13 protein-coding genes and 1 tRNA gene are annotated in these 17,690 nt (G+C 58.4%); 10 read left to right on the top strand and 4 right to left on the bottom strand.

What is annotated here, in order from left to right; all coding sequences use genetic code 11:
* Nucleotides 1-129: 129 nt before the first annotated feature.
* Nucleotides 130-3,420, bottom strand: a complete 3,291-nt coding sequence (locus V8J88_RS08895) for a leucine-rich repeat domain-containing protein (RefSeq protein WP_338849060.1) — start codon at nucleotides 3,418-3,420, stop codon at nucleotides 130-132.
* A gap of 41 nt (nucleotides 3,421-3,461) precedes the next feature.
* Between V8J88_RS08895 and V8J88_RS08900 the strand changes: the two genes are divergently transcribed.
* From V8J88_RS08900 to V8J88_RS08925, 6 genes are all read left to right on the top strand, one after another.
* On the top strand, nucleotides 3,462-5,036 hold the full coding sequence (locus V8J88_RS08900; RefSeq protein ID WP_338849061.1) for an ABC transporter ATP-binding protein: 1,575 nt from the start codon (nucleotides 3,462-3,464) through the stop codon (nucleotides 5,034-5,036).
* Nucleotides 5,033-6,106: an ABC transporter permease gene (locus V8J88_RS08905; protein WP_338849062.1), complete on the top strand. Its 1,074-nt coding sequence runs from the start codon at nucleotides 5,033-5,035 to the stop codon at nucleotides 6,104-6,106. Before V8J88_RS08900 ends, V8J88_RS08905 begins: the two co-directional genes overlap by 4 nt.
* A complete protein-coding gene (locus tag V8J88_RS08910; protein WP_338849857.1) occupies nucleotides 6,106-7,020 on the top strand; it encodes an ABC transporter permease in 915 nt (304 codons plus the stop codon). The genes V8J88_RS08905 and V8J88_RS08910 overlap by 1 nt, the downstream gene beginning before the upstream one ends.
* Before the next feature lie 120 nt (nucleotides 7,021-7,140).
* Nucleotides 7,141-8,526, top strand: a complete 1,386-nt coding sequence (locus V8J88_RS08915) for a CmpA/NrtA family ABC transporter substrate-binding protein (protein WP_338849063.1) — start codon at nucleotides 7,141-7,143, stop codon at nucleotides 8,524-8,526.
* Entirely contained in the window at nucleotides 8,523-9,365 is an 843-nt protein-coding gene (ntrB, locus tag V8J88_RS08920; protein WP_338849064.1) for a nitrate ABC transporter permease, read from the top strand. The genes V8J88_RS08915 and ntrB overlap by 4 nt, the downstream gene beginning before the upstream one ends.
* Nucleotides 9,366-9,369: 4 nt before the next feature.
* On the top strand, nucleotides 9,370-10,161 hold the full coding sequence (locus V8J88_RS08925; protein WP_338849065.1) for an ABC transporter ATP-binding protein: 792 nt from the start codon (nucleotides 9,370-9,372) through the stop codon (nucleotides 10,159-10,161).
* A 230-nt stretch (nucleotides 10,162-10,391) separates the two neighbouring features.
* On the opposite strand, the gene V8J88_RS08930 is transcribed toward V8J88_RS08925, so the two are convergent.
* Nucleotides 10,392-10,468, bottom strand: a tRNA-Pro gene (locus V8J88_RS08930).
* Between V8J88_RS08930 and V8J88_RS08935 the strand changes: the two genes are divergently transcribed.
* The 4 genes from V8J88_RS08935 (at nucleotide 10,435) to V8J88_RS08950 (ending at nucleotide 13,365) form a co-directional block, all read left to right on the top strand.
* On the top strand, nucleotides 10,435-10,770 hold the full coding sequence (locus tag V8J88_RS08935; protein WP_338849066.1) for a hypothetical protein: 336 nt from the start codon (nucleotides 10,435-10,437) through the stop codon (nucleotides 10,768-10,770). The genes V8J88_RS08930 and V8J88_RS08935 overlap by 34 nt on opposite strands.
* A gap of 65 nt (nucleotides 10,771-10,835) precedes the next feature.
* Nucleotides 10,836-11,630: an MBL fold metallo-hydrolase gene (locus tag V8J88_RS08940; protein WP_338849067.1), complete on the top strand. Its 795-nt coding sequence runs from the start codon at nucleotides 10,836-10,838 to the stop codon at nucleotides 11,628-11,630.
* 102 nt (nucleotides 11,631-11,732) lie between these two features.
* Nucleotides 11,733-12,869 carry a M14-type cytosolic carboxypeptidase gene (locus V8J88_RS08945; RefSeq protein WP_338849068.1) on the top strand — a complete coding sequence of 379 codons (1,137 nt, stop codon included), beginning with the start codon at nucleotides 11,733-11,735 and terminating at the stop codon, nucleotides 12,867-12,869.
* 1 nt (nucleotide 12,870) lies between these two features.
* The gene (locus tag V8J88_RS08950) at nucleotides 12,871-13,365 is read left to right on the top strand and encodes a CYTH domain-containing protein (RefSeq protein WP_338849069.1); all 495 of its coding nucleotides are present in this window, start codon (nucleotides 12,871-12,873) and stop codon (nucleotides 13,363-13,365) included.
* A gap of 6 nt (nucleotides 13,366-13,371) precedes the next feature.
* Here V8J88_RS08950 and V8J88_RS08955 read toward each other — a convergent pair whose 3' ends face one another.
* Nucleotides 13,372-16,254 carry an ATP-binding protein gene (locus V8J88_RS08955; protein ID WP_338849070.1) on the bottom strand — a complete coding sequence of 961 codons (2,883 nt, stop codon included), beginning with the start codon at nucleotides 16,252-16,254 and terminating at the stop codon, nucleotides 13,372-13,374.
* A gap of 168 nt (nucleotides 16,255-16,422) precedes the next feature.
* Nucleotides 16,423-17,601, bottom strand: a complete 1,179-nt coding sequence (locus V8J88_RS08960) for an aminotransferase class I/II-fold pyridoxal phosphate-dependent enzyme (protein ID WP_338849071.1) — start codon at nucleotides 17,599-17,601, stop codon at nucleotides 16,423-16,425.
* Nucleotides 17,602-17,690: the final 89 nt, after the last annotated feature.

Raw genomic sequence — 17,690 nt, forward strand, 5'->3', positions numbered from 1 at the left:
GCTTCGCGCAACAGCCTGTGCAAGGAAAACCTGTGAGTTTGTGGTGGGAGCGGCTTTAGCCGCGAAAACCGGCGGCTGATATGGCGCGGCGCGTATTCGCGGCTAAAGCCGATCCGGTTTTTTTGCTAATCACATACCCTTTTGCCGCTTTGCGCTCTCAGCAAAACCATAGCGGCATAATTCTTCAAAATTGCGGGGCAAAAGCGTATCTGCGCAATACGACAAGATTTCTGAAACATGCAGCGAGAAAAATTGCATCAGGCGGTATTGCTCGTAGTCTTTGGCGCCCATGATGGACGGGCCATGTTCACGCAGCAGAGCATCCATTTGCTCAAATTCTGTTTTCCAATAGATGGCGTATGGAGCGCGCTCTTTGAAACTGAAAATTTTCGCATCCGCCATCACATACACCCGCACCGCCTGCATAAATTGTGCCGGATCGTGCTGGGCCAGGCGCCAGATTTGCCATAATTCATACATGCAATTCGGTGATCTTAAATAGGCGTCCGATAAAATCACAAACACCCTGTCCTGGTGCGTCAAGCGGTTCATGAATGTGCTCAGGCTGTCGCCCAGCTTGACATCGTCTTTGTCGCGCATGATCCGCATGCCTTGTTGCTGCGCTTGTTCGCACAGCTTGTCCACCATGTTTGTGCTTTGCTCTTCCCATTTATACGACACGGCATAGGTAATGCGGCTTTCATCCGGCGGCTCGGGGCCGAATTGGGGCTTTTCTGCGTGCTCAGACATGGTTTTTTCCTGTGGGCATTGTTTGAACTGGGCTTGATCGCGCCATTGCCAACGATCATGATCGAGCATCATCAAAAGTTTTTGCAGCAAACCCTTGGCGTCGCCGCGCTGGGTGCGCAAAATCAAACGGCCACTGAATGCGCCTGTGCTTTCTTGCACAATCAAGGCCTTGCTTCTGGATGCAAGCTCATACACGCAAACGCCATGGCGCCAATACAAGGCATGTTGGCCGGCTTGGCTGCCAATTTTGGCAATCAGGGTGCGCATCAAGCCAGGCTGCAGCAAATCATAGTCGAGAATGGATTCTGCAAAAGGCAAATCCGCATCCCATTCGCTGGCAAGTTGGGTGCTGATTTCGGCTCGTTCAGGCAGGAAATCCGGGGCAAGGTATTCCGCCTCGGATTGATGGCCGGTATTGCGAATGCAAAAAGCAATCCCGCAAGAACACATCATGCCAAGAAATAATTTCTGCTCGCTGGCACTGAATTGTTGCCAAGCCCGCAAGGCCAAATCATTGCGGGTAAATCGGCCTTTGGCGTTTTTCAGCCATTGATAACATGTGTCACGCTGGAATACGGTGTAAATCGCATCCAAGGCCCAGGCTTGGTCAAGGATGATGCTGTTATCAAACACGCCTGCCTGATAAAACACCAAGCCTGCATGGTGTAAATAATCCAGCAGCGCAGACGCGGCGCTGACATCGCCATGGCCTTGTGCGCACAATTCGGCAAATTGCGCCTGCGTCACCAGGCGGTGCTGTTTATCTGCGCTGGCGCAGTTGTTATCCTGTTCGCGCCAGGCGCATAGCACATCCGCCACACGCTGCCAGCCATTGGGAATATGGGCAGGGTGTTGCGCCATTAAATATACATGCGCTTCCTGCAAAGCCTCTTCCAATGCGCTGTGTTTGCGCTTGTTTTTACTGCTGTAGTGCAGGATTTCCAATTGTTTGAATTGCGCCAGCAGATGCGCCGGCGCCGGCAGCTGGGCGCGCTGTTGCTGCGCCGTTTCGCAACGCGTTTGCACAATCATCACCGGGCATTCGGCGCCGGCATTGCATAAAACATAGCGCAACCAATATTCCAGCGTTTGATTATTATGACGCATGCCATATTGGTCGATATGTTCACCGCTTTCACAATCCGGCGACCAGACGATGAGAAAGGCGGCGCGATTGCGTAAAAACAGGGCATGGGTGCTGTGATAAATATCCTGGCCGCCAAAATCCCAGGCATGCCACGCACTGTCATCAGCTTGCAGGCGCTGGATTTGCACGCCATGGGTGGAGTCGGCGTTTTCATCAAAATCGATATCACGCAAGCGATTCAATAACTGGGTTTTGCCAACGCGACCATTGCCTAAAATCATCAGCTTGGCGCTGCACAAGGGCTTGGCGCCGCTTTGCAAATCATGTAAATAAGCGCGCAGGCGCGGCAGGCAGTTGTCATCATGCCGATGTGACAGAATTTCGGCTGGCATGTCGGGGAGTTGGCTGTCTTCTGCAATAAGTTCTTCCAGTGCTGGAGAATGCAAAAAAGCTGCATCAGCTGTCTGCAAATGGCAGCCTGAGATATCCAATTTCCTAAGCTTAGGCAAGCAGGGCGGCAGGGAGGTGATTGCGGTGTAAGAGCAATCCAGCGCGTGCAAAGCCGTCAAAGCGGCAAGCGGTGCGAGATCGCTGACTTGGGTGCGATAGCAAGTCAGCGATTGCAAAGCCGTCAAAGCGGCAAGCGGCGCGAGATTGCTGACTTGGGTTTCATAGCAACTCAGTACTTGTAAAGCCGTCAAAGCGGCAAGCGACGAGAGATCGCTGACTTCGGTGTTCCAGCAATTCAGCTCTTGCAAAGCCGTCAAAGTGGCAAGCGGCGCGAGATCGCTGATTTGGGTGCTGCTGCAATACAGCTTTTGCAAAGACTTCAAAGCTACAAGCGGCGCGAGATCGCAGACTTCGGTGTAAGAGCAATTCAGCTCTTGCAAAGCCGTCAAAGCGGCAAGCGGCGCGAGATCGCTGACTTGGGTGCCGCCGCAATTCAGCTCTTGCAAAGCCGTCAAAGCGGCAAGCGGTGCGAGATCGCTGACTTTGGTGTAAGAGCAATTCAGCTCTTGCAAAGCCGTCAAAGCGGCAAGCGGCGTGAGATCGCTGACTTGAGTGGCTGAGAAATCCAGCGATTGCAAAGCCGTCAAAGCGGCAAGCGGCGCGAGATCGCTGGCTTCGGTTTCTGAGCAATCCAGCGATTGCAAAGCCGTCAAAGCGGCAAGCGGCGCGAGATCGCTGACTTGGGTGGCTGCGCAATTCAGCAATTGCAAAGCCGTCAAAGCGGCAAGCGGCGCGAGATCGCTGACTTGGGTGTGAGCGCAATCCAGCTCTTGCAAAGCCGTCAAAGCGGCAAGCGGCGTCAGATCGCTTATGCCACAAACTGAAACATCCAAGGCCCGCAGATGCCGCAAATCCCCCAATTCCGCCGGCAAAGCCTGCAGCGCGCTAAAAAACGACAAATCCAGCGCCCCGCTTTGCCGCATGGCTTCCTGCGCAATCAAGCCGCCCACCTCAGCGCGGCAGGCTTGCGCATCCAGCGCCTGCCGTCTTGCCCTTTCAGGATCATCCCACTCCATGCCATCCCCCCAATCCGCACACCAGGCCATGCTACCCGTTTTACCCCACACTGTCATACAATCGCATATCCCAATTCCCCAACACATCCCGGCCCGCCATGACCCGCCCAGCCAGTACCGCCAGTTCACCGCCGCGCCTGCAATTGCAAGGCATCAGCAAGCATTTCGGCGCGCTGGCGGCCAATAGTGAGATCGACTTCACCCTGGCCGCCGGCGAAATCCATGCCGTGCTGGGGGAAAACGGGGCCGGCAAATCCACCCTGATGAAAATCATCTACGGCGTGCAAAGCCCGGATGCGGGACGGATGTGGCGCAATGGCGCGCCCTATGCGCCAGCCACGCCGGCGGCGGCGCGCGCGGCCGGCATTGCCATGGTGTTTCAACATTTTTCCCTGTTTGAAGCCTTGAGCGTATTTGACAATATCGCCCTCGGTCTGCCGGCCGCTGCATGCAAAGACAAAGCCGCACTGGAAACACGCATCGCACAAAAAGCGGCGCGCTATGGTTTGACGGTCGAGCCGCAACGCCTGGTGCATACGCTCTCAGTCGGCCAGCGCCAGCAGGTGGAAATCCTGCGCGCGCTCTTGAGCGAGCCGCAAGTCTTGATTTTGGATGAACCAACTTCCGTGCTCACGCCGCAGGCGGTGCAGGCGCTGTTTGTCAGCTTGCGCCAATTGGCCGGGGATGGTTGCAGCATCGTGTATATCAGCCACAAGCTGGAAGAAATCCGCAGCCTGTGTTCGGCCTGTACGGTGTTGCGCGGCGGGCGCGTGATTGCGCATTGCGATCCGCGCAGCCACAGCGCGCTGCAGTTGGCGGCCTTGATGACTGGCGATGTCATAACCGAAACTGACGCCGCACCCGCGCCAGCTCCGCCCCCCGCCAGCCAGACCACAGAGATCCGCCTGCAAGTGCGCGCCTTGAACCTGCAACCGACACACCCCGATGGCGTAGGCCTGCACGATATTCATCTGGATGCGCACAGCGGCGAGATTGTCGGCATCGCCGGCATTTCCGGCAATGGTCAGCAAGAATTGCTGGCCGCCTTAAGCGGCGAAGACCAGCGCGCTGCGCCGCAAATGATTTTGCTGCAGGGTCAGGCAGCCGGCGGCTGGGATGTGGCGGCGCGCCGCCGCAGCGGTTTGGCGTATGCGCCGGAACAGCGCTTGGGACATGCCGGCGTGCCGGCCATGGCGCTCTGGCAAAATTTATTATTGGGACAGGAAGGGCGCGGCGGGCTGCCGCAAGCCGCAGCGCGCGCCCAGGCGGCGGAGCTGATGCGCGCCTGGCAGGTGAAGGCTGCCGGAGTCGAAGCAATCGCCGCCTCGCTGTCCGGCGGCAATTTGCAAAAATTTTTACTCGCGCGTGAAGTGGCGCGGCGCCCGCGCGTGTTGCTGGTGGCGCAGCCGACCTGGGGTGTGGATGTGCATGCGGCGGCGCAATTGCATGCCGCGCTGCGCAGTTTGCGCGCGCAGGGCTGTGCGATTGTTTTGATTTCAGAGGAGTTGGAAGAATTGTTGCAGCTGTCTGACCGTTTGTATGTGATGGCGGGCGGGCGCTTGTCGCCCCCTTTACCGCGCGCCATGGCCAGTCCCACTGTGCTGGGCGCTTGGATGAGCGGGGACTGGCCTGCCGCCGCGCCGGCCCAGGCGCTGGCAGAGGAGGGCGCATGATCGCTTTGCAATTACGCGCCAGCCCTTCCCCGCACTGGCGCTGGCTCTCGCCGCTGCTGGCGCTGGCGGTGACGGCGGCGGTCGGCGCCTTGCTCTTGTTCTTGCTCGGCAAGCCGGTGGCGCAGGGGTTGGCGGTATTTTTCTGGGAACCGCTGAAAAACCTGCGCGGGGTGGCCGAATTGGGCTTGAAAATGGCTCCGCTCTTACTCTGCGCGCTCGGACTGTCCCTGTGTTTTCGGGCGAATGTGTTTAATATCGGGGCCGAAGGTCAGTTGCTGGCCGGGGCGATGACGGCAGCGGCCTTGGCCCTGCATTTGGATGGGCAGGGCTTGCCGTCTGCGCTGGCGCTGGCTTTGTCTCTGGCGGCTGGCATGGCGGGCGGCATGTTGTGGGCCGGCTTGACGGCTTTTTTACGCGACTGGGGCCGCGCGAATGAAATTTTAGTTTCCCTCATGCTGGTGTATGTGGCCCAGCTCTTGCTGGGCTGGCTAGTGAATGGCCCATTGCGCGATCCGGCAGGCTATAACTTCCCGCAATCGAAAATGCTGAGCGATGCGCTGTTATTGCCGGTGCTGGGCGGCTCCCGCTTGCATCCCGGCATCCTGTTTGCGCTGCTGGCGGCGATTCTGGTGTGGCTGGCCTTATTCAAGACTTGGCTGGGGTTTCGCTGGCAAGTCGGCGGACTGGCGCCGCAGGCGGCGAAGTTTGCCGGTTTTTCCGCGCGCGCCAGCTTGTGGCAGGTGATGTTGCTCAGCGGCGCCCTGGCCGGTTTGGCCGGCGCCTGTGAAGTGTTGGGGCCGGTGGGGCAATTGAATGCGGCGATTTCGCCCGGCTATGGTTTTTCCGCCATTATTGTGGCCTGGGTGGCGCGCTTGCATCCGCTGGGTTGCGTGCTGGCTTCGGCCTTGCTGGCCCTGTTTTATCTGGGCGGCGAGTTGGCGCAATTGCGCCTCGGTCTGCCGAATGCGATCAGCGCAGTGTTTCAGGGCGTGCTGTTGTGCGCCTTGCTGGCTTGCGATTCTCTGATCCGCTATGAAATTGTGTGGCGCAGTCGCGTCAAGGGGGCATGATGGAAGTGTGGGCGCAACTCATCGCCAGCGCAATCAGCGCCGGCACGCCTTTATTATTGGCCGCCTGCGGTTTATTGATCAATGAAAAATGCGGCGTGGTGAATCTGGGCGCAGAGGGCATGATGGCCTTGGCTGCGGTGTGCGGCTTTGCGGTGGCCCTGGGCAGCGGTGCGCCGGGCCTGGGTTTGCTGGCCGCTGCGCTGGCCGGTATGGCTGGCGCGCTGCTGTTTGCCGCGCTCTGCCTGGGCTTGGGCGCCAATCAATATGCCTGCGGTTTGGCGCTGGCTTTGCTGGGCGGCGGCTTGGCTTCTTATCTGGGTTTGCCGTATGCCGGCGCGAGTTTGCGCAACAGTGCGCCCGGCATTCCCGGCTTATCTGAATTGCCGTTTCTCGGCCAAGCGCTGTTTTCACAGCACTGGCTGGCCTATTTTGCTCTCGCGCTGGCGGTGTTTTTACATTGGTTTTTCAAGCACAGCCGCGCCGGCCTGGTCTTGCGCGCGGTGGGCGAATCGCCGCAGGCGGCGCATGCGCTGGGGTTTTCTGTGCAGCGCATGCGTTTGCTGGCCTTATTGGCCGGCGGCGCCTGCTGCGGTCTGGCGGGCGGCTTTCTGTCACTGGTGTATACCCCTTTGTGGGTGGATGGCATGGTGGCCGGACGCGGTTGGATCGCCTTGGCCTTGACCACCTTCGCCAGCTGGCGCCCGCTGCGCCTTTTGCTGGGGGCATGGTTGTTTGGCGGCGTCACCATTCTGGGCTTTCACGCGCAAGCGCAAGGGGTGCAGATAGCGTCCCAGTTTTTATCCATGCTGCCGTATCTGGCGGCGATTGCTGTGCTGGTGTTTATGTCCCGCCGGGGCAGCCAGGGGCGCGATATGCCGGCTGCAATGGGACAGAATTTTGAGAGCAGGGGGTAAACCGTCTTGCCGCTTTGGAAAACAGGGTATACACTCACTCCGTATCGCTGGTAAGTATGAAGACGATGTACTATGTATCCGCCGGGGCTGCCGCCCCGCCTGACAACTTGGCAGGAGAGCATGATGCAAGACGATGTCGATCAAACCGCGCACAAAGACGGCGCTTATCTGAAACACAGTCTGGGCGCTTGTGACTGTGGCTTGAACCACAGTGCAGATGATTTACTCCAGTTCGCCGCTGCGCAAAACCCCGAACAAGCCATCATGCAGCAATTGCAGCAAGCGGCTTTCGTTCAAATGTTCCCCCAAGCCGATTTCCGCCGCCGCTTTTTACGCGCGCTGGGCGCTTCCACCGCGCTTTCGGCGCTCTCCACGGTGTTGCCGCTGCAAGCATTCAGTGCTTTCGCCGCAACCGAGAAAGCCCCCGGCCCGCTGGAGAAAAAAAGCATCAATGTCGGCTTTTTACCGATCACCTGCGCCACGCCGCTGATTTTTGCCGAGCAACTGGGTTTGTTTGCGCGGCAGGGATTGGATGTGAAGCTGCAGAAAATCGCCGGGGTTTCTTTGATCCGCGACAAAATGATCAATGGCGAGCTGGATTTTTCGCAGCAAGTCATGCCGGTTGCTTTAACCATGAGTTCTGGCATGGGGGCGCCGGCGACGCCGGTGCGGATACTTTCGGTCTTGAATCAGAATGGCAATTCGCTGGTGCTGGCCATGAAGCATAAGGACAACCGTGATCCGCGCAAATGGAAAGGCTTTAAATTCGCCGTGCCGTTTGAGTCTTCACAGCAGGCGGTGCAATTGCGCTATTACCTGGCGCGGCATGGCTTGGACCCGGATCGCGATGTCTCTTTCCGCATTGTGCCGCCCTCTGAATATGTGTCGAATTTGCGCACCGGCAATGTGGATGGTTTTCTGGGCGGCGAGCCGGGCGGCCAGCGCGCAGTGTATGAGGGCGCCGGCTTTATTCATATTCTTTCGCGCGATATCTGGAAGGGACATCCTTGCTGCTCGGTGACGGCGCTGGAGTCCTTCATCAAACAGCATCCGAATACGCACTTGGCGTTTTACCGCGCCGTGATCGGGGCCAGCCTGCATGTCTCCAAACCCGGCAGCCGGGTCGGGATGGCGAAAATTTTATCCGCGCCCAACTATATCAACCAACCCGAGCTGGTGATTGATCAAGTGCTGACCGGCAAATTCGCCGATGGCTTGGGGCAGATCCGCAATGTGCCGGACCGCATCGAATTCCAGCCTTTCCCGCATTATTCTTCCGGCGTGTTTTTGCTGAGTGAATTGCGGCGCTGGAATTTGATCAAGCATGATCTGGATTATAAAAAGCTGGCGCAGGAAGTGATGCTGGCCACCGACGCCAAACGCCTGATGGAAGACATGGGCACAGCTGCGCCCAAGCCTGCCTTTGGCAAGGAATATATTCTGGGCGATGAGTTCGACGCCAATAAGCCCGAAGACTATCTGAAGCGGCGCATGGGGCGCGCATGAAGCTCTTGCGCCGACATCCCTGGTTGTTGACGCTCTTGATTCTGGCCGGCTTGATTGCCTTGTGGCATTTTCTGACGGTGGCGCCAGCCCCGGCAGCGGCTGCGGTGGATGATGAGTACGCCCGCCTGGCCGGCGCGGCGGCGCAGGCCCAGCCTGCCGCCGCTTTGCCGACGCCGGCCCAGGTGTGGGTTCGCAGCGTGGATTTGCTCACGCATGCCTTTGATGAACGCGGCACCAATGATGTCGGCATCGGCTGGCATCTGTGGTATTCGATCAAGCGCGTCTTGAGCGGTTACGGGCTGGCCCTGGCAGTCGCCTTGCCGCTGGGTTTTTTGCTTGGCATGTCGCCACTCATGCAGCGCGCTTTAAACCCTTTTATCCAGGTCTTAAAGCCGGTTTCGCCCATGGCCTGGATGCCGCTTGCCTTGTACACCTTGAAGGACAGCGGGGCTTCGGCGATTTTCATTATTTTTATCTGTGCCTTATGGCCGATGCTGATCAATACCGCGTTTGGCGTGGCAGGCGTGCGGCGCGATTGGCTGAATGTGGCCAAGGTGCTGGATTTGCCGCTTGGACAGCGCATTTTGCATATCATTTTCCCGGCGGCGGTGCCGATGATTTTGACCGGCATGCGGATCTCGATCGGCATCGCCTGGTTTGTGATTGTGGCCGCTGAAATGGTGGCGGGACAGTCCGGCATTGGTTATTTCATTTGGAATGAGTGGAATAATTTGCAAATCGCCTCGATGATCACGGCCATCATCTTGATCGGTATGGTTGGCTTGCTGCTTGATGCCATCCTGGCGCAGTTGGGCCAGCGTTTATCCTTCAGGGAGTAGCGTCATGTCTTCTTCTTTGCATATTCGCGATGTTGACATGCGCTTTGACACATCGAGTGGGCCATACGAGGCTTTGCGCGGCGTGCAGCTTGATATCGAAGCTGGCGAATTTGTCTGTTTGATCGGCCACTCCGGTTGCGGTAAGAGCACGCTGCTGAATTTGATTGCCGGCCTGTTGCGTCCCAGTGGCGGAGAATTGCGCTGTGATGATGATTTGATCACCGGCGCCGGGCCTGAGCGCGCTGTGGTGTTTCAACAGCATGCGCTGTTGCCCTGGATGAATTGCGCAGAAAATGTGATGTTGGGGGTCAAGCGCGTCTTCGGCAACAAAGAAAGTCCGGCCCAATTGACGCAACGCGTCACGGCGGCGCTGGAAATGGTGCATCTGGCGCATGCGGCCAGGAAAATGCCGTATGAAATCTCGGGTGGTATGAAGCAGCGCGTCGGCATTGCGCGCGCTTTGGCGATTGAGCCGCGCGTGCTGTTGATGGATGAGCCTTTCGGCGCCCTGGATGAGCTGACCCGCGCCGCGCTGCAGGATGAGGTGATGCGCATTTCCGCTGAAATGAAGCCGACCGTGGTGATGGTCACGCATGATATTGACGAGGCGATATTGCTGTCAGACCGGATTGTGATGATGAGCAATGGCCCCAGCGCGCATGTGGCGGAAATTTTGCAGATAGCATTTCCGCGTCCGCGTGACAGGCTGGCGCTGGCGTCTGATGCGCAATACGCGGCTTATCGGCGTGCGATGATGGAGTTCTTGTATTTAAAACAAGTTAAGCATGTCGAGTAAGTAAATGGGGGAGGGCGCGGCAGTTGGCGCCGGGAAAATCGCCCCGCAAGCGATTTTTGCGGGAGCAAGAAATCTATCGGCGCACCCGGCGGCTGAGGCCGGATTCATAATAAAAAATCCAGGCAACAAAAAACCCGGAAGACCGGTTCCGGGTTTGCTGTGTCGCCTTTCACAGGCTGTGCATTCTCTGGTTTGAATGCGGCTCAATCATGTAAAAGCATTGAGTTTTTTGGTCGGGGCGAGAGGATTCGAACCTCCGACCCCCTGCACCCCATGCAGGTGCGCTACCAGGCTGCGCTACGCCCCGCCAAAGCAAAAATTATAGCAGCGTTTTTTGAAAATCCGGATTTTGCGCATAAAAAAACTGTGCGCGCGGATGCTGCGACTTCGCACTTGGCGCTTTTGCCTAAGCCATCCGGCGTATTTACGCCTGTCACGGAGCATTTTAGGATAGCTGCGATTGAAGTCTGCGCAGCTGCGCGGACGTATGGATTTGGGCGGCGGGACAGACACATGCGGTCTGCATTCCTGCAGGCGCAAAAGGGGAGCGGCGTGCTCCCCTTTTGCATTTTTGAATTTGCCTTTGTTGTCATGCTGCATATGTTATGACGGCGCTTGCTTATGCGCCTTGCATTTCCCGGCATGATGGATGGCGCGAAAACAATGAGGTAACGATGGCGATTGAGCTGTTTAACAATGGAAAGCATCTGTGCTTGATGTTTTCCGATCTGGTGGAAGAAGACAATGGCGAATCGGTGCAGTCGAATCAGTTTTTGATTGTGCAGGATGGCAATGGCATCTTGCTCGATCCGGGCGGGGTGCTGACCTACAATGAATTATTTGTCTCCATGGGGCGTTTTTTTCCACCCAAGCAATTGCGCTATGTGTTCGCCTCGCATGCCGATCCCGATATCATCGCCTCGCTGCCGCGCTGGCTGCAGGGTTCTGACACCAAGCTCTTGATTTCGCGCATCTGGTCGCGCTTTGTGCCGCATTTCTGTCCCCAGGGCAAAACCGAAGGGCGCATTATTCCGATTCCGGATGAGGGCACTTTGCTGCCGTTTGGCGACACCAATTTTGAAATTCTGCCGGCCCACTTCTTGCACTCGGAAGGCAATTTGCAATTTTACGATCCAGTTTCGCGCATCCTGTTTTCCGGCGATATGGGCGCCTCCATGATGCCGGCCAGCAAAGCCATGGACGCGGTGACAGAGCTGGGGCCGCACTTGCCGCATATGCGCGGCTTTCATGCGCGTTATATGGTCTCGAATAAAGTCTGCCGTTTCTGGGTGGAGATGGTCAGAAAACTCGACCCGGAATGGATTGTGCCGCAGCATGGCGCGCCGCTCAAAGGGCGCAAAGTGATTGCCGAATTTTTGCACTGGATTGAAAACCTTTCCTGCGGCGTGGATTTAATGTTGCAGGATCACTATCAAAGGCCGCAAAAAATCAGCATCAATCAACTCTGAGCGCAGCAGGCAGGCGCGCGGCGGCGCTGGCGGCGCTAAAGCTTTGCGTATCCGGGCAAAAGCGGCGAGAATGCAGGTTTTCACCTTTTCCTGCATTCGCCCATGATCAAGATCAGCCAGAATTTCGACGCCGGCGCCATCACCGTGCTGCAAGCCGACGCCTTTGACGATATCCAACTCGACATCCGCAAAGACAGTCACGCCGATTTTGCGCAATGGTTTTACTTCCGCCTGCAAGGCGCGCGCGGCCAGGCTTGCCGCATCCGTTTCATGAATGCCGCGAAATGCGCTTACCCGGATGGCTGGAAAGATTACCGCGTGTGCGCTTCTTACGACCGCCTCAATTGGTTCCGTGTGAATGACACCAGCTTCGACGGCCAGGTGCTGGAAGTGCGTCACACGCCCGAACATGACAGCGTGTATTACGCCTATTTCGAGCCTTATCCCTGGGAGCGCCATTTAAATCTGATTTCGCATATCGGCCATATGCCGGGCGTGCGCGTGCTGGCGCTGGGCGACAGCGTGGAAGGGCGTGAAATCGATGCGCTGCAATTGGGCAATCCTGATGCGCGCCATAAAATCTGGGTGATTGCGCGTCAGCATCCGGGCGAAACCATGGCCGAGTGGTTTGTCGAAGGCATGTTGCAAGCCTTGACCGATGAATCCAATCCGCTGGGCCGCCAATTGCTGGCCCATGCCTGCTGGTATGTTGTGCCGAATATGAATCCGGATGGCGCTGTGCGCGGCAATCTGCGCACCAATGCCGCCGGGGCCAATCTGAATCGCGAATGGATGACGCCGGACCCCTTGCGCAGCCCGGAAGTGCTGGCGGTCAAGCGCAAGATCGAAGAAACCGGGGTCGATATGTTTTTTGATATCCACGGCGATGAAGGCTTGCCTTACAACTTTGTGGCCGGCAGTGAAATGCTGGAAGGCTTCAGCGCGGAACAACTGGCGCAGCAAAATAAATTTGTCGCCGACTACATGCAAGCCAGCCCGGATTTCCAAAACCGCTATGGCTATGCGGCCGACAAATACAATCAGGACATGCTCAAGCTGGCGTCCAAATACATCGGCCATTATTACAAATGCCTGTCCCTGACGCTGGAAATGCCGTTTAAAGACAATGCCGATTTGCCGGATGCGGTGGTGGGTTGGGATGGCGAGCGCAGCCGCCAGCTGGGCATCGCATTCCTGCAACCGGTCTGGCAGGCGCTGCAAGGTTTGATGGCTAAATGATATGAAACAGGAAATCGAACGTAAATTTCTGCTGCAGGGCGAAGGCTGGCGCGAGCTGGCCAAAGCGCCCGGCGCCACCACTTTATTGCGGCAAGGCTATCTCAGCACCGATCCTGAGCGGGTGGTGCGGGTGCGCATTGAGGGCGATGAGGCGTATTTGACCATCAAGGGTAAAAACGGCGGTGCGCAGGGTTTGGTGCGCGCTGAATGGGAATACCCGATTCCACTGGATGAGGCGCAGGATATGTTGGATGCGCTGTGCAGCGGCGTACTGGAAAAGCGCCGCAGCCGCATTTTGTATCGCGGTTTTTGGTGGGAGGTGGATGAGTTTCTGGGGGCGAATGCGCCGCTGGTGCTGGCTGAAATCGAGTTGGACACGCCGGGCCAGGCGTTTGACAAGCCGGAATGGATAGGGGCCGAAGTCAGCCAGGATATGCGCTATATGAATTCAAATCTGGCGCGGCAGCCGTATTCGACTTGGGCCAAGCCGGCCTGAAGCGGCTCAGGCCGGCGGCAGCGGCGTCACCAGCGGCAATTCCAGCACGAAGCAGGCCCCGGCTCCCGGCGTGCTGTGCGCGCTGATTGTGCCATGCAAGAGCGAGGTGACAATCGTGTGGCTGATCGATAAACCCAGTCCGGTGCCGCCCTGGCCCATTTTGGTGGTGAAAAAAGGGTCGAAGATTTGCCGCAAATTGGCTTCTGAAATACCGTGGCCATTATCTGAAAAGCGCACTTCGACCCGCTCCGGGGCCAGCCGGCGCGCGCTCAAGTGCATCTGCCCGCCCGCCTGGTTGTGCGCGCCGCCGCTGCGCCCGTCAAAAGCATGCAGCAGCGCGTTATTGATGAAATTCGTGATCACCTGGCCAAACGGCCCGGGATAGCTCTCCAGCCAGATATCGGCTTCAATTTCAGTGTGAATCTGATGTCCGCTGACCCTGATTTGATTCATCATGGTGGAGACGATCTCATGGCAGGTTTGCGCCAGTTCAAAGCGGCGGCGCTGCGCGGTGGTGCGATCCACCGCGACTTGCTTGAAGCTGCTGACCAGATCGGCCGCCGCGCTCAGACCGCGCATCAAGACTGCGGTGGTGTCATCGACATCGCTGATGTAATGCTGTAAATCGCTGCGCGCGATGCCCGGGCCGCTGACTTTTTTATTGAATTCCTGTGATTTTTCAATCAAGGCGCTGGTCATCATCAGGCAATTGCCCAGCGGCGTATTCAATTCATGCGCCACCCCCGCCACCATTGAGCCTAGCGCAGCCAGCTTTTCTTGCGCCACCAAATGATTTTGCGCCTGCTGCAGCTGGCGATAGGCGCGCGCATTGTCCAGCGCAATCGCGCCATACGCGCACAGGGTGCGGAAAATCAGCCGTTCGCGTTCGCCATAAGCGTGGCGCGGCATGGCTTGAATACTCATCACGCCCAGCACCTGCTCACCGATCATCAAGGGCGCAAACAGGGCGGTTTGCGTGACCAGTGAGCCGGGAATCAAATTCGGGGTGGCGTCATCCGGGCCGTAATCGCGCAAAATTTCACAGCGTTCGCGAAAGCAGCGCGCCGAATCTGCGCTCGGGTTGTCAATTTGCACGCCAAACGCCGCCAGCACGCGCCCGTTTTCGCGGCTGTAAGCCGGCACCAGGCGCTGTCCGTCGTCAGCCAAAAGCAAAATGATGAAGGTGGTCACATCCAGCAAGCCATGCACATGGCGGTCGAGTGCGGTAAACACCACCGAGATATCCAGTTCTGAGGTGATTTCCTGGCCGATTTTGGATAAGCGCTCCAGGGTGTCAGCGTTTTTTTGCAAAGCATGTGCGCGTTTGGCTTCGATTTGTGCGATTTGCTGATGGTGCAGCGCTTCCGCGCGCGCTTTTTCACTTTCGGCGCGCGCTTGCATGGTTTGATGCTGGATTTGCATCGCAATCGCGCGCTGCGTCGCTTCGCGGTTATGGGTTTTTTCGCGTGCGCTGGAGGCTTCTTCGGCCAGCCGCCAGGCTTGTTCAAATTCGCCTTGCGCGGCATGCGCCTTGGCCAGTTGCGACAGCAGCACATGGCTGACGGTAAAGCCTTCAATCTGCACCGCCAGATTGCGCGCGCACAGCAGATAATGGACTTGCGGGCTGGGGCCGCACATGGCGGCGGGGGGCGGCAGGCAGGGCGCCGCCGGATGTTGTTGCGCGTCGCTCTGGTGGATTTCCGCCAGCACACAGCAGGCGTCAATCTGGCGGTAGGTGTCGCCCATGGCGCGCGCCAATTCCAGCGAATCATGGGCATGCCGCCAGGCGACTTCTATCTGTCCCAATTGGGCCAGCGCATGGGCCTGGCCGCGCCGCGCGGAAATCTGAAAATCGGCATGTTTGAGCGCATCGGCGCGCTCTTGCAATTGGCGGAAACTCTCCAGCGCGCCGGCCCAATCCTGCTGATTTAAATACAATTCGGCCTGACAGGTCAGGGCGTTGGCATAATTGCGCGAAGTACTGACATGACGCAACACCGCCAGCGCGTCTTTGAGTAAATCCTGGGCCGCTTCCAGCCGGCCCAGACGGCGCATGGTTTCCGCGCATTGCAACTGGCACAGCGCGATGCTGCTGGGCCACTGGCGCTCTTGCGCTAAGGCCAGGGCGCGTTGCATCCATTCCAAGGCGCCCTGATGTTCATTCAAACAGTTAAACGCATCGCCGATATTGGTGGCGGCGGTGATGGCGCGCTTGATCTGCCCGGTGGCCAGCGCTGCGTCATAGGTTTCGATCCAGCGGCAGGCGGCTTGACCGAAATCGCTGCGCATTGCGGCGGCTATGCCGTGCATATCCGCAATCCAGGTGCGCAAGGCCAGCGGCAAATCGGCCCGGCCCGGGGCCGGCAGGCGCGGCAGCCAATATTCGCTGGCGCTTTGCGCATTGCACATCAAGGCTTCCGTGGCTAAGGCGCATTGGATGATTTGCAAACGCGTGCAGTCATTCGCGGCGGCGGCAAGTTCAACGGCCTTTTTGCGCTGCGCTTCGCGCAAATGCGCATCGCCCTGATCCAGCGCAATATTCGAGAGCAGCCAATGGCTGTCGATCTGGCCGGTGAGATCATCCTGTTGCTGATAGTCTTGCAGTGCGAGGTGGGCTTGGGTATGCGCGCTGCGCGCATCGCCGCTGAGCCACAGCGCTTCGGCGCGGATCAGGCGGATGCGCGGGGCCAGCTTGGGATCGGCCTCCAACACCCGGCTTTCCTGTTCCGCCAGTTGCAATAGTTGCAATGCTTGCTGGGTATCGCTTTGCCGCTGCAGCCAAGCCAGTTCAACCCGGGTTTGCGCTAATTGCAGCAGCGTCAATTGAAAGGCGTCCGCCAGTCTGGCTTGCAGGCTGGCGCGCGCTTCTTCCGGGGCAAACATGTCCATGATCAGCGACTCCTGGGGCCGCGCGGGCAGGTGAGCGACAGGGCGGCGGCAGCGCCGCATGTTTCGCCTCTGCCGCACAATATGCGGGCGGCTATCGTGGTTGAGCTGAGCCTAATGCTACCGTAAATCAATCTGAGCGGACAGCACTTCTTTGCAGCCGCGAAAGCCTCAGCACACAGCTTGCGCCAAGCCCTGTTCCAGATCGCGCCACAAGTCATGCATGTCTTCCAGCCCGATATACAGGCGCACCAGGGCGGGAGAAACGCCAAAATCAGCTTGCGCATTCGGCGCCGCGCCCTGCAGTGCGACCTGGGCCGGCAGGGCCAGACTTTCGTGACCGCCCCACGACACGCCGCGCTTAAACAGGCGCAAGGCATTGCAAAAGCGCAGCGGATCGTATGCCGCATCGAGTTCAATTGAAAACAGGCTGGAAAAACCGTGCAGATATTGATTGCCCGGCCCGCATTGCCAGGCCGGGTGCAAGATGCGCCGCACCGCTGCATGACTGGCCAGTTTTTCCATCAAGGCTTCGGCGCAGGCCCATTGCGCGCGCAGGCGCACATCCAGCGTGCGCATGCCGCGCAGCAGCAACCAGGCTTCCCACGGCGCCAGCTTGGCCCCGAGATAGGGATAGCTCAAGGCATTTAAAGCCGCGATGCGCGCTTTGCTGCCGGCCACCACCCCGGCCACGGTATCGCTATGCCCGCCAATATATTTGGAGGCTGAATGCAACACCAGATCAATCCCCAGGGCCAACGGCTGCTGGTGCAGCGGCGTGGCCCAGGAATTATCGCAAACCGTCACCACCCCATGCGCGCGCGCGGCTTGCGCGGCATGCGCCAGATCCTGGGTGCGGAAAGTCCAGCTGGTCGGGCTTTCCAGATACAGCACGCTGGCGCCGGGCAGGGCGGCGGCCAGCGCGGCGCGGTCGCAGCCATCCACATACTCTGTGCGCACGCCATAGCGCGACATCAGTTTTTCCAGAAAGCGGTAAGTGTCGGCATACACATCGCGCACACAGACCACGCGCGCGCCGGCCTGCAACAGCGACATCAAGGTCGCGCTGATCGCCCCCATGCCGCTGGAAAAAGCGCGCGCCGCCTCTGCTCCTTCCAGCGCAGCGATTTTTTGTTCAAACGCCTCGACGCCGGGATTGTCGCCGCGCGAATACACATAGGCTTGGTTTTCACCGCGAAAACGCGCCGCCATTTCTTCCACCGTGTCAAAACAAAACAGCGAGCTTTGGAATACGGGCGGCGTCACACTGTGGCGATCTTGCGGGGCATCATGCGCCAGCCGGGTGGCGGCGCGCAGGTCGGCATTCTGCCGGAATGGGGAGTCACTCATGGAAGCTTCACGATTTGCAAGGGAAAACAGCACCGGGCAGGCTTGTGCAACACAGCTGCGCCGGCATTAACGTGGCAAAACCCGGGGGA

Origin of the sequence: Massilia sp. W12 (assembly GCF_037300705.1) — a bacterium.
Taxonomy (GTDB): Bacteria; Pseudomonadota; Gammaproteobacteria; order Burkholderiales; family Burkholderiaceae_D; genus JACPVY01.

Coding starts and splice junctions, on each gene's coding strand:
- V8J88_RS08895 (WP_338849060.1), bottom strand. CDS start 3,420: ATGACAGTGTGGGGTAAAACGGGTAGCATGGCCTGGTGTGCGGATTGG.
- V8J88_RS08900 (WP_338849061.1), top strand. CDS start 3,462: ATGACCCGCCCAGCCAGTACCGCCAGTTCACCGCCGCGCCTGCAATTG.
- V8J88_RS08905 (WP_338849062.1), top strand. CDS start 5,033: ATGATCGCTTTGCAATTACGCGCCAGCCCTTCCCCGCACTGGCGCTGG.
- V8J88_RS08910 (WP_338849857.1), top strand. CDS start 6,106: ATGGAAGTGTGGGCGCAACTCATCGCCAGCGCAATCAGCGCCGGCACG.
- V8J88_RS08915 (WP_338849063.1), top strand. CDS start 7,141: ATGATGCAAGACGATGTCGATCAAACCGCGCACAAAGACGGCGCTTAT.
- ntrB (WP_338849064.1), top strand. CDS start 8,523: ATGAAGCTCTTGCGCCGACATCCCTGGTTGTTGACGCTCTTGATTCTG.
- V8J88_RS08925 (WP_338849065.1), top strand. CDS start 9,370: ATGTCTTCTTCTTTGCATATTCGCGATGTTGACATGCGCTTTGACACA.
- V8J88_RS08935 (WP_338849066.1), top strand. CDS start 10,435: ATGCAGGTGCGCTACCAGGCTGCGCTACGCCCCGCCAAAGCAAAAATT.
- V8J88_RS08940 (WP_338849067.1), top strand. CDS start 10,836: ATGGCGATTGAGCTGTTTAACAATGGAAAGCATCTGTGCTTGATGTTT.
- V8J88_RS08945 (WP_338849068.1), top strand. CDS start 11,733: ATGATCAAGATCAGCCAGAATTTCGACGCCGGCGCCATCACCGTGCTG.
- V8J88_RS08950 (WP_338849069.1), top strand. CDS start 12,871: ATGAAACAGGAAATCGAACGTAAATTTCTGCTGCAGGGCGAAGGCTGG.
- V8J88_RS08955 (WP_338849070.1), bottom strand. CDS start 16,254: ATGGACATGTTTGCCCCGGAAGAAGCGCGCGCCAGCCTGCAAGCCAGA.
- V8J88_RS08960 (WP_338849071.1), bottom strand. CDS start 17,601: ATGAGTGACTCCCCATTCCGGCAGAATGCCGACCTGCGCGCCGCCACC.